The sequence below is a fragment of the Candidatus Nomurabacteria bacterium genome, from assembly GCA_023898665.1.
Taxonomy (GTDB): Bacteria; Patescibacteriota; Saccharimonadia; order Saccharimonadales; family HK-STAS-PATE-42; genus HK-STAS-PATE-42.
Map to the genome: position 1 here is coordinate 531,920 of CP060233.1, position 13,171 is coordinate 545,090.

A 13,171-nucleotide genomic window follows, 5' to 3' on the forward strand; every position below is an offset into this window, starting at 1 on the left:
GACGTTCAGCAGAAGCGCGTTGCCCGGGCGGTCGATAGTATCGTCTTTGGGGAGTTTCTTTTCAAATTCGGCGTAGAAATCTTCATACGATTTCATGCCATGTCTACCAGCTTCAACGGTGTGTTTATCGTAGATTTCTTCGTAGAACTTGCGTTCTTGGAGATGAGTGTACATACACCCATTATAACTTTACGAGTCTTTAGCGCTCGTACTGCTCAATATAATCTTGAACGACCTGAGCTACACTACTTTGAGTGATACCGCGATCTTTGCAGTATTTTGATTCAAACCAGCTCAGTAATGGCAAGCTACCCCGACTCGAATTACAGCTTCCGCAACAAATACCCACGATTGAATCAACCGGTAGACCCTTACTAACAAAATCTTGAACACTATACCAATCTGCTCGATAGTTTAAATGTTCAATGGTAGCTGAATCAATACGATTATTAATATCGTAGGGAGTGATCATCTTTTTGTGACAGTAGATGCAATTGGTATCTCGAGCAACGATTCTATCAAGATGATCTTGGGGTATGTCGTGCTTAGTTTTCATATAATTTCGCTTCTCAGTACTCTATATATCTCTAACATCGCGAATGTGTCGAGTTGACAGTAATCTCTTAAATCTTGCAGGATCTTATCCTTATTTTCAATATGTTTGCCGTCTAGTACTGCTTGCATCCAGAGCCTCTGTGCGGAACCACCTTCTTGAATACCTAGTTCTTTATATGAAAGTTCAGGCACTAGTACTGGTAATACATTTTTAATACTCGCACTTCCCTTGAAGCGAAAATCAACATACGCACCGCTTGAGAATGGCACCATCAGATCAACCATACGTTTATTGACGTCTTCCAGGAATTCTTTAGACTCGGGAACGAACTCAGCCAATGTATCGTTGCAACTTTTTTCAAAGCCCATATTCCAAGCAATGACAGAGCCGGTAGGTCCTATGTATGACTTCATTGCCTCAACAATAGACTTGGCGGGGTTAGAATTCTCGGTGTGAAGATATTCTTCGTGTCTATAATCACCATCCGGGTCATCTAGTATGTGCAGCGAATACTGGAACGGATACTGCGCATACGGCTTCATGCCATCGAAATAGGGCACGAGACGGGCAAGTGTTTCGTAATCAAAAAAGTAGAGCGGGAATACGAGTGAATCGAGAAACTGCTTTAGGCGAAGCGTATCAATGATTGGCCCATTGTTTCGATAGGCGCGCATTTGTTTGTCGATACTAGCGTTGATTGGAAGATTTTCTGGGATATCCTCAATTGTTTGTATACCATAAGATTCGAATGTATCGAGCGCCTTGGCGTTAATACCACCAAGTTCATAAATACTACCGAAGGTCTGCTTGTTGATTGCCTTATATATCTCGAGCCAATCTTTGAAGGCTCCAAGGCCAGCTAGCTGTGGCGACATATCTGGGCATGAATCTAAGGCCATGATCTCACGAGCCTTTGCAATATTTTGCTCGGTTGCAGCTGCCTTATCACGTACTTTTTCGGTGATATCTGTCGTAGTAGTTATTTTATCAGCTTCAATTGCGCCACTGCGTACATACTGATTATTTACGTGAATGACAGCAACGTTACGGACCGAAAAACCAAGTTTTTCTAGCACATGCACCTGGAAGGTGAGGTCATACGCGTGATCAAGCTTGGTGCTAGTGCTAGACTTTATTTCATACAAATCCAGCACCCCAGGCTCAACCACCTGGACGATATCGCAAATAAAAGTCAGACCCTCATACTCGAAGCGACCTTGGAATATGGTCAGGGCACCGTCATCTAACGCCTGCTTGGTTCTTTCGGGCAAAGTGCGGTATTCATCGAAGTCAGAAAAACCAAGCGTTACACCGCCCGGGAAGAGGCTCTCGGCATACTGCTCAAACTCATGACCCGTATCAAAGATAGCTTGTGTTGCGTCATCAACTGGTGGTAATTTTTTTGGGTCGTGTTTCTTGAACCAAAGCCATGCAGGGTGACGAAGTGAAAGCATGTAGTCTGATTTAGAAAGCTGCATATTACCTAACTATTAACTACTTTCAGAAGTTCTGAATATGAGCTTATGGCACTGTATTTTACTGTATTGCTACTAATAGCAGCAAAGTGACGACGCGCGCATTCGATCTTGGCTTTTTCAATGTCACCAGTGTGACTTGTGAAACTCAGAGAATCTAGACTACCTTCACCCTTTGTTTCTGCTACGAAGTAAATATGCTTCACTGAGCCTTCTCTAAACGTAATTGCCCAGTCAGGGTTATATTTACCCATCGGAGTGTTGATAAAGAATCCGCTTGGTAACTTAATGTAGAGCTCAACATTTTCAGCTACATCGAGTTCAACTGCAAGATCTCGTTCTATACCCGAGTCGTAACGGAGTTTATCGAAAAGATGTTTCTTTGAGTCAATGATATTCTTCCCATACTCACCCGAGATAGTTGGGTCCGCAAATATCTCTTCAGCGTTCCACGCTTCCTCAAGTCTGTCGTAGGTTATATGCTCAATGATGGTGCTGGCTTTTTGCTCATTGATCAGTTTGATTGCTTCACGGATAAACTCTTCAGGATTAGTCGCAAATAGTTTAAATACTGCCGGTTCGATGTTCTGAAGAATTGTTGCCACTGTCTTTCGAGTAAGCCTTGTAACCGTAGCGATTTCACCAACGAGATCGAAGGTAACGCTCTTTGATGCTATTTCTTCAATAGCAACTTCGCGGCCAACAAGTCGTTTCATCTCAGGGCTTTGATCTTGCTTTGTGGACTTCAAATAACCTTCAGTAATTACAATGAGAGTTTTAGTAACGCGGAGTTTTGTATTGAGTGCATTCACACACGATTCAACAAGTTTATCTTCATCGAACGATACAGTATAGTAAGTCTTCGAATTAATTTTCTCCCAAAGATTCTTAAACTCTTTACTTGCAAACTTTTCTTGGTCTAAATGAAGTGTTGCCTTAGTGCGCGCATCGGATACAATCGGGTCCTTCTTCGGATCATAAACTGATTCAATAAGATTAAGCGCACTATCTACATAAGGCTCTAGATCTTTAGAAACACTGCCCAGAACTTCAGTAACTTTTTCAACTCTCAGCTCAGGAGACAAGTCATGGAACATATCTGTCAGCTGGCCCTCTTCAACAATACCGGCCTGTTTTAATGTAACGAATATTTCTGCTGCCTTACTGCTATCAATCTCGACTTCATTACCCGCATGATCAACCCAGACTTGGCCGGTGAAGAGGTCGGGGGTAACTGCCTTCGGACGATTCTTTATAACTTCGTAGAATTCATCTTGAAGTGCCTTTGCAAATGCTTCGTAGCTTTCATTGGCTATGACAGTGAGGGAATTTACTTCATGAACACCGTGCACCCCAAGCACATCTGCGTCCATTCTATCGCCATTCTTGTTGACACTCAAACGAAGTCCGCGACCTATTTCTTGTCGTTTTTTAATCTCACCGGTACTCATCCGGAGTGTACAGATTTGGAATACATTTGGGTTATCCCAACCTTCTCTGAGTGCAGAGTGACTAAAGATAAAGCGCACGGGCTCCTCGTTGCTTAAAAGACGCTCTTTGTTCTTCATGATGAGATCATATGCGTCAACATCAGCAGATTCGCTTTCACCACGCTTTACGTCACTATCTACAGCTCTGCCTTTCTTATCAACGGAGAAGTAACCCGCGTGAATTCGATGGCTTTCGTCTCGCTCTAAGAATGTTCGGTATTCTTCGTCCTCTCCAAATGGCAGCTGTTCAAAAAACCGATCAATGGCATTTTTGTATTCTTCTTCAAATACTTTTGCATACACACCTTTTTGTTCACCAGAGTCGTCATAGTATTTATACTTTGCAACCTCGTCGATGAAGAATAGAGAGAGCACCTTAATGCCTCTTTTGTACAGCTCACGTTCTTTTTCGAGGTGGCTCATGATTGTCTCACGAATTTGTATGCGCCGAATATCTTCTTCGCTTGTATCACCGACGACTTCGCCCAGCTGCAATCGCACGCCGTTGGTGAACTCGACATAGCCCTCGCTGGCATGTATGTCAGAGATCGTATAACCGTCACGGTAGGCTTCAATCTCACCAGAATGGTCATAAATATTATCGCCGTGACTGAACGTTTTAAGTTTTTTTACGATTCCCGATCCAGTAGCTGCGTTATGTTCAAACAAAACAGTGGCTGATGGGCTCTTATTTGGGTAAACATTAATCCGCTGGAGGTAGAGATACCCGTTTGTAGCAGTCGTACCATTGACCGATATACCTTTTACAGTAATCTTTTTAACAAGCTGCTTCTGATAGGCATCGACTGCATCAAGTCGATACACCATATTGAAGTTTTCTCGGTGAGTAGCGGAATAGTTGATATAAAAGAGCGGATTGAACTTTCCCAGTGAATCACGAGCAACATTTTTACTTGATACAGTACCAATAACACTCTGCGGCTCATCAATTATGACGATAGGGTTTACCGCTGCGATCACATCAATTGGGCGGCGAGACCGGAAAGAGTCCAGCTTCATGTAGATACGACGAGCATCTTTGCCGGTAGCATTAAACGCCTGCGTATTAATGATCATCACGTTAATCCCAGAGTCGTCGGCGAACTGTTCAAGTTCATTCAAGCGAGAGGAATTGTAAATAAAGAATCGACAAGCTTTACCGTAGTCTTCTTTGAAGTGGTCGGCAGTAATCTGGAAACTTTTGTGTACGCCTTCACGGATCGCAACACTTGGCACGACGATAATAAACTTGCTCCAACCGTAGCGAGCATTCATCTCGTACATTGTCTTGATGTAAGTATATGTTTTTCCCGTACCAGTCTCCATCTCAACCGTGAATACTGGCTTGGTCACTGTCGATTTTTGGCCATTGCCCCAATCAACCTTACTAGTCATGTGCTCCAGTTTTGATGAAGGAAGAATGCCTTGTTCTTTCTGAACTGACCGAAGGTTTTTGAGTAAATCTTCTTCGCGGAGTCGAATATCTGGGTTGGCCCAACCAGTACGCGCAACATCCAATAGTGTAGCCTGAGTAGCGCTTGATTCGCCTTGGTCTACAAGGAACTTTCTAGTTTCGTTTGGCTGCCCAGCAAATACATCACAGACTGCATTAGTAGCATCTTCTTGAAACTTTTGGTGCTTAAACCGAAGTCTCATTGCTAAACAACTTTCACTTTAGTTTCGGGGGAGAGAATACGGAAGTGTTCCGCGAGGTTTACCTTTGCCTGGCTATCGGCAAATGACGATTCTCTAAAGACTGCTGTGAGTGGTTTGAGTTTTGCAATCTCTTTGATTGTTGCTTCACTGATATTTTCAGCAAAACAAGCTATGAGACCAGATACCCCGCCGAAGTAGTCGTACTTATAGGTGGTTGAACCAGATAACTCGACAGTTTCAATAGGTCGGTTAAGCTCAAGAGCAGATTGAGTTAGTACGCCGTATAGAAGGTCGAGGTCACTGCGATCTTCTTTTATGTTATCAACCGCATCGAGTAGTTCGGCTTGTGAATATTGACCTGCGGATTTGTATACTTCTTTGTAGTTCGTGTCGTCGATCAACAGCGATCGAAAACCGTAGTCAACTTTGGCGTCGGGGCGTTCGCTGGCAATTTTGTCACCAGCTCGATGAATGCGTTCGCGAGAGATTTCTGGGATCGTTTTGTAGCCAGCCTTGAATGCTTCGGACTTCTCATCAGTTTCTTCTGGCAATTGCACCATGATCCATTTGCGATTGCCACCATCTTCGGCGTTGAGTTGCATGACGGCATGCGCAGTTGAGCCAGAGCCTGAGAAGAAATCTAGAATTAAATCATCTTCACCAGTAGTAATGATAAGGCATTTCTTTATTAGGCCAACAGGTTTGGGATTAGTGAATACATTCTTGCCGACCAATTCTTTGACGGTGATGCTTGCTTTCTTATTACCCTCCACGTCATCCCAAAGATTTGAAACTTGTTTGGTTCTGCCTTCGAGATAGTATTTAACGTATGGTTTATAAACACCTGTTTGATCTATCTTCCATTCAATCATTCCTTCGGCCACCCATGAATCGAACTGCTTCCTTCCTGTCCTCCAACAACTCTCGTAGCCTCCTGGGCCGATAGGATATACTTCGCTCCCATCTGGTGCTATAAGTGGATAATACAAATTGGGACGGTCTTGACGACGGTCATTAGTTCCGGTCTTTCTGAATTGAAGAATAGAGTATTTACCCTTGTTGTCCTCAAGACTAAATCGAGCTATGTCCTTTTCATTAAGCGGCAGGCCATTGGGTATATAGCGTGTCTTGTCTCTGGCAAATACTAACATGTAGTCAACGCTACTGCCTATGTCATTGGCGTCTTGCCCTGTCGTGGTTCCCTTTGCAACGACAATATTCCCGACAAAATTATCTTCTCCAAAAACCTCGTCGCAAAGCTTTCTCAGGTTAGCCTGCTCGTTGTCATCAATTGATATAAATATCACACCGTCTTCGGTTAATAGGTTTCGTGCCAACTTGAGGCGAGGATACATCATACTCAACCAGTCGCTGTGGTAGCGACCGTTGGTCTTTTCGTTCTTTTTGAACTGGATGTTGCCCGCGTCGTCCTTGTATTCAGTATCTTCATCGTATTGCTCTGTGCTTGCCTTGAAGTTATCGTGGTACACGAAGTCTTTGCCGGTGTTGTACGGTGGGTCGATGTAGATCATCTTGACCTTGCCGAGGTAGCTTTCTTGCAGTAGCTTGAGGGCGTCGAGGTTGTCGCCTTCAATAAAGAGGTTTTTGGTAGTATTCCAGTTTTTACTAGCTTCTACATCTGGACGGAATGTTTTGTTGATCGGAGCACCTGCTTCGATAATAGACTTTCGTTTGCCAACCCATGTAAAGTCAAAGCTTTCGTCTTTATCATCAAGCCTGTCCAAAGCCTCGCCGAGTGATTCGAAGAATTCACGACTCCCACGCCAATCAACCTTGTCTAAATCAATTTTCTGAACCCCGTTGTCATCACTCATCATAACCCTCCAAGCAGCTATTTGTTATCTGTTCGATTAGAGAAATTATACCATAATATCGGGGCTTATTTTTATGTAGCTTGCTACAATTAATAGTATGAGCAGAGAACGAGTGAGATTCTACAGTAACAGCGATATGTCGATTGGGTTTTATCTTGCTCGACTAAAAAAAGTTGTAGATGCTATTGATGCAACGAATAACAGTGTTAGGGATATAAATGAAGCCTTGGAGCTATTCAATATCATTCAGTTCATAGACAATAATCTTTTTCATAAAGACTGGACAGAAGAATATACTGACAAGCTAAAATCAAAGAGTCCTCTGATAAAAAGTACTGTCGCGAAATTCTTCAATAGTCTTACGCCAGAAAAGATTAGCGACAACATCAAGACTCTTCATAGAGAATATTATGATGATTTCATAGCGAATTTCTCTACATATAAACTAGGAGAAAAGGTTAGCAACGAGGACTTTAAAAAGCTTTTAGAGGAGTCGGGCCTCTCCGTTATTGATGTAATGGAGTCCAAGTATCTCGTACAAAAATATCCGAATTCAATTAAAGATTTATTTTTATCAGACCCGCGAAATTTTGAGTCGTTCCTTAGTAACTTTACCTATTCACATAATAAGAGTAAACTCCACATCCCCGGCAACATCACAAAAAAAGAAATGCTGGAGTTTTGCGATAAATATGTGGCATCTGAAAACGCTAACCCAAACTATCTCGACTTACTTGCAGGCTCAATAAAGGGGATTGAGAAATTTTTAGACATAGATACGTCCACAAAGATAAAAATAAAGAGACGAACGGAAGAAATTCAAGACAAACTTTTTGGTGACTTAACAAAAGGTGGTGGTTTAAAAGTCAATATTTCCATCCTCTCTTCAAAGGATGCGTATGAAAAAGAACTTAAGAAGAGTGCGGCAACTGACCTGGTCGCGTGCATTGACAGTAATTGGCTTGAGAAACATCACGACTATCCAACAATTCTTAATAATTTTCTGTATTTATATGAGTTATTCTCTGAGGACTTAATATCTGAAATGCCAAGTTTTCCAAATAAGGAGATGGGAGCATTCATGAGGAGCATTGGGGTACGAACTGAGAATTCTTACGAAGTAGGTCAGTACTTTGATTTGAAGCACCAGCTAGTCATAGGCAAAATTCATATGATCGAAGAATTACTTTCGAGACATAATGTTCGTCTCGAAGAAGTTATTGATTGGTTTTTCGCTACATATTCGAACTTAGAATTTGGAGTAGAGTGGCTTCCTCTGAATATGCCAACAAAAGATGAAAGTACAGGGAATAAAACTGCGACACTATTTCGAATTGAAGAGAGCATCCGGAAGCAATACGCAGCTCTTTCTGAACATGGAACCATTGACAGCGAATTCGTAAACCTTATGAACACGCCAGATGTAGAAAACTTAACCAGTGCAATAAAAAAGAAATACATCTATACATCAGATACCGAAATATCTTGGTCTATCATGGGGCTTTTGTATTCTGATCAATCTTCAATTGTATACATTGATGAAGCGAGAAGCGGACATAGTTTTGTTGAACTGATTCATAGACACCATCTAAAATTATCTGACTTTCATGATTACCAAAAGCCGAGAATACAATACCTTATAGACCATAATGTCATAATAATTAAAGAAGATGGACTGCTTGGCTATTCTGATATTCACGAGTTGTATGTATACAAAAAGCTATTTACCGATGGTGTACTTGGCTACCACCACAACAGCAGAGAAATTCAAAAAGCAGTTGACATCATGTTAAAAAAAGGAAGGGTCATTGCAGGTGGCACTTTGTACGCCAAACAAGAATCAGACTACCTAAACTTCCTACTCAACAATAAGATTTTCGATAACAGCTGGGCTATTCGAAACTTATATCAACATGGGTCACCAACCTACAAGTCAGAAGATAGATATAAGTTTGACTATCATATAGCGATATTAATACTCGTGCATTATGTCATAAAAATAAATGATGAATTAGCTCTGAGGAAAATTGCCTCGAAAAAAGAGCCCGCATATGTAGAGTTTGACCTAGATCAGTAAACGTTCAAGTGCGTGACGTTGGCGGGCAAGTTCTTGCTTCTTTGCTATCGAAGGTTCGCTAATGAGTTTTTTGCTAATCAGATCGATCTGTTTCTGGATCTTATCTTTTTCTTTGTTTATTTGGACCGCTGACTTTGCATCGTTTCGGCTTAGCTTATTTAGTTGTGGCGCTATCTGAAAAAGGAAATTCTTGTATATCTCGTCGACCGATCGGCCTTTGAGCTGGAGCTTTAATTCTTCTAACCACTGGGTTTCAAAGTACGTATCAACTTTCATCTGATTTTCGTTTTTTATTCCTTGCTCCTTGAAGGAGATGACGGCTTTTTGTAGATTGGATTTCTTAAGAACATACAAGATGGGGTATGGAATGAATGTATCGATGTGCTTCAGTAGACTTCTGCTTATCTCAGATGACTTTAGAATAATTTCGAATACCTGAAGCTCGCTGTATTCACCGCTCGTTATATTAAGCGTGTCGGGTGAGATTTTGTTTGTCCAACGAATCTTTTCAATCTCGTCAGTGAATCGTTGACGCAGCTGGCTACTTACACTGGTTTTTGTGTAGAATTTTTCCTTAGGAATAAATCTGTTCACTGTGGTGTTTGGAGGTAAATTCATTATTTTATCACTAGGAAATTAATTAGCTCGAAGTCATCAAGTCCTGATATATCACCCGTCAGGGCAGTAGTGCCACCTGCGCTGAATAGGCTGTCGGTATCGGCCTCTTCCTTTACGGTAACCATGGATTGGATAGCGGTGGTGAGTAGTGTTGTATAGTTGCTCATATCGGTTCCATCATTTGTAGCTGCGTTGAATTGCGCCACCAGGTCACGATCTGGTTCATCTGCACCCTTACCCAGGAGGCGGAGTTTGTCGAGTAGGTCTTTCGGTTGAAGGTGGTTGATAGCCACCTCGCCATCCTCGCTGATGTAAACGAGGTAAAACGGATGCAGGCGATTTTGCTTGTCGATATTAATGCCATGATTGATATTTTTTAGAACAAAAATTGCTCCTTTGGGAGTGTCTTCACTGGCCCTTGCGATGGCATGAATACCAAACGGAGTACGGTCAGCATCACCATACTTCTTTAACAGTTCTTGTAGATCTAGGTGGAACTCATTGAGTCCGAGGTCCATGATGGAAACACCGCTATTCATGTCTTCGATGTCTACTACTTCACTTTGGATTTTTTCAAGTTGATTCTTTCGGTACTCAAGTTCGGCGTTGTCTGATTGATCGATTGGGTTATCACTACCGGTTGCAGTTAAGTTAACGAGCTTCATGCGGCCTTCAACTCGACCTTTAAGATTTATGTACTCGTCTAGTGAGATATTTGGCCAAAAGTTTGTGAGTTGAATCCTCTCGTTAATTGATCCGATACGGTCAATACGACCGAATCTCTGAATAATTCGGACCGGATTCCAGTGAATATCGTAGTTAATTAGATAGTCGCAGTCTTGGAGGTTTTGACCCTCAGATATACAGTCAGTTCCAATAAGAATATCGATATCACCAGGGTTATTCGCAAAAAGTGCATCGCGATTCTTTGACAGCGGAGAGAAAAGAGTAAGAATTGTGTTGAAGTCTGCATGTACACCCGAAACAGTAGTGGTTGGGTTCTTCGTACCCGTTACAACAGCACTGTTTATACCGTAGCTTTGCTTTAGGCGCTCAGCGAGTTCTGAATACAGGTAGCTTGCAGTGTCGGCAAAGGCCGTAAAGATAACTATTTTCTTATTTTCTGGGTTGATAGGGTTTTGAATCTTTTCTTGTATAACTTCGATGAGTTTTTGGAGCTTAAGATCGTGTTCATCAACTACAGGAGCAATCATGCCAAGAAGTTCATCAAGAATGGTCTTGTCTTGTTCTAGTTTTTCACGCCAACTAACATAATCCATATCCTCTAACGAGACTTTGAATTTTTTACCTACAGACCATTCACCGTCCGCATCTTCAGCATCGAGGTCACTTGTATCAGCCTGCTCGATCTCTAAATCTTGTTTGATGCCGTGCTCATACCGATCAATGTTATCAATGGTTGAGTCAATAAGCTCCCATATGTGTGTAGCGGTAAGCCTGAAGGCGTAAATACTACTTTCGATACGCTTGAGTAGATTGGTAACCATGAGAATGTTACGTCCCGTCTCACGGTTTGCCCAACTTTTTCCCTTAGCCGAAGTGGTATCAACATACTTATCGATACGTGAAGGGTGTACATACTTTAGTGGGGTGTAGATATCCATATTGAGGGAGTCAATCCGGCGGAAAATCTCATTGAAATCCACGCCTGCAATATCGGTAAGGTCTGGTCGATGACTGATGGGTTTTAATCGCTCCGGGAACTTTCCAAGACTTGCATCAGAATAGTATTTTTCAATATGCTTCCGTGAACGAGCAATTGTCACGCTATCTAGCAGTTCAAAGAAGTCGAAACGAAGCATTTCAAGCAGTTTCGCAGTTGTCCTTTCATCAGGACTGAGTGTTGCCCAGGCTTTAAACGCTGCGTCCGCATCACGAAATATTTTATCTACAGGATTTTCTGCATTTATGCTGCTATCGAAGGCTGTGCTATCTCCCTCTGCCGCGAGCATGAGCTGATTCCTAAGGTCTGTGAATCTAGTGTTGACGGGGGTTGCTGAGAGCATCAATACCTTTGTTTTTACACCCTGCTTGATTACTTTGTTAAGCAACTTTTGGTAACGATTCTCGTATATTTCATCTTCATTTCGGTGCGTCGAAGACTCACCGTTACGGAAGTTGTGTGATTCATCTATCACGACAAGATCGTAGTTTTCCCAATTCAACTTAAATAAATCGATTCCGTTGCTTTCACCTTGTTCACGGTTTAGATCGGTATGGTATAGCACGTCGTATCGTAAACGGTCTTCTACAAGTGGATTGTTCTTATAGTTGCCTTTAAATGTATTCCAGTTATCACTAAGTCGTTTGGGACAGAGGACTAAGACGCTTTTGTTGCGTGATTCGTAGTATTTAATGACGCCCAGTGCAGAGAATGTCTTACCAAGACCAACAGAGTCAGCAAGAATGCAGCCATTATGTTTTTCAAGTTTTGAAATGCATCCAATTACAGCGTCACGCTGAAAGCCATATAGCTTGTTCCAGATTTGTGAGTTCTTAAAACCTGTCGCTTCATTAGGAAGAAAATCGGCGTTCAAATCTTCGAGAAATTCGTTGAATATATTGTAAAGAGCGGTGAAGTAGATGAGCTCGGGAGAATTTTCCTTGTACGCCGCGGTGATGTTGTCAAGAACTGAATCTGTCACATCGGCCAGCTTTCCTGCTTCATTCCACACAGACTCGAATGTTTCGATAAATTGGCGAGACGCAGGAGCGTGAATTTTTGTAGTGACGGAGTATGCGCTGTTACCACGATCAGCGCCAAGATCAGCCGTTGTGAAGTTATTAAACGGTACAAATGCTGCTTCGTCACCATCCAAGCGAACGGCCATAAATGGTGCCATGTGCTCACCAGATATATTTGACTTAAATTTTACTTTACTGCGAATCCACTCAGCGCACTCTTTGGCTATCGCTTGCTGATTGAGTTCATTACGTAACTTAATCTCAAAGTCCGTTCCGTACAGTGAGCGCTCAGCGTTTAGCCTAGGGATATAAAACTCGCGAGATTCACGGGGTGCATTTTCGTTCGTAAATACTTCCCCCGTGAAGAGAAAGTTAAGTTCATCAATCTGCTCAAGCTCCTTCTTAAGGAGTTGGTAGGCATACATGGAGAAACTAGCTGCCGCTATGTCAACTTTGCTGCCTTTTCTAATGGTCATTTTTAAATCATCAATAACCCTGTTGGTTACATTATCGAAAAAAACTGGTGAATTATCTGAGCTCATTGAATTCATTATACATCCCCAAGAGATAATCACTGGGCTTTGTAAGAGTTTGCTAGACTTTGTAAGAGTTTGATTGCATAGTATTGACTTAGGGATTCCGTATGTATATATTGGTAGTTGAGCGAAAGCTCTAAACGTTAACAATCGAATCATACAGTTTCATTACGGGATCAGAAAAAGGCGGCGGCTTCAGAAAAGAGGAATCTCATCTGAGGT

7 protein-coding genes are annotated in these 13,171 nt (G+C 42.0%); 1 reads left to right on the forward strand and 6 read right to left on the reverse strand.

From position 1 onward, the window contains the following. Positions 1 to 199 precede the first annotated feature (199 nt). From H6799_02990 to H6799_03005, 4 genes are all read right to left on the reverse strand, one after another. A complete protein-coding gene (locus H6799_02990) occupies positions 200 to 556 on the reverse strand; it encodes a hypothetical protein (GenBank protein ID USN97313.1) in 357 nt (118 codons plus the stop codon). Then, entirely contained in the window at positions 553 to 1,725 is a 1,173-nt protein-coding gene (locus tag H6799_02995; GenBank protein ID USN97314.1) for a DUF2779 domain-containing protein, read from the reverse strand. Before H6799_02995 ends, H6799_02990 begins: the two co-directional genes overlap by 4 nt. A 314-nt stretch (positions 1,726 to 2,039) precedes the next feature. After that, positions 2,040 to 5,177, reverse strand: coding sequence for a DEAD/DEAH box helicase family protein (locus tag H6799_03000; GenBank protein USN97315.1), 3,138 nt, complete (start codon positions 5,175 to 5,177; stop codon positions 2,040 to 2,042). A 2-nt stretch (positions 5,178 to 5,179) separates the two neighbouring features. Beyond that, the gene (locus H6799_03005) at positions 5,180 to 7,015 is read right to left on the reverse strand and encodes a site-specific DNA-methyltransferase (GenBank protein USN97316.1); all 1,836 of its coding nucleotides are present in this window, start codon (positions 7,013 to 7,015) and stop codon (positions 5,180 to 5,182) included. Positions 7,016 to 7,109: 94 nt separating this feature from the next. Here H6799_03005 and H6799_03010 point away from each other — a divergent pair, with 94 nt between their 5' ends. Then, positions 7,110 to 9,089, forward strand: coding sequence for a hypothetical protein (locus H6799_03010; protein ID USN97317.1), 1,980 nt, complete (start codon positions 7,110 to 7,112; stop codon positions 9,087 to 9,089). On the opposite strand, the gene H6799_03015 is transcribed toward H6799_03010, so the two are convergent. Beyond that, positions 9,078 to 9,707 (reverse strand): DUF4391 domain-containing protein, encoded by a 630-nt coding sequence (locus H6799_03015; protein USN97318.1) that lies wholly within the window; start codon positions 9,705 to 9,707, stop codon positions 9,078 to 9,080. The two genes, H6799_03010 and H6799_03015, sit on opposite strands and share 12 nt — an antisense overlap. Further along, a complete protein-coding gene (locus H6799_03020) occupies positions 9,707 to 12,955 on the reverse strand; it encodes a DEAD/DEAH box helicase family protein (GenBank protein USN97319.1) in 3,249 nt (1,082 codons plus the stop codon). The genes H6799_03015 and H6799_03020 overlap by 1 nt, the downstream gene beginning before the upstream one ends. Positions 12,956 to 13,171: the final 216 nt, after the last annotated feature.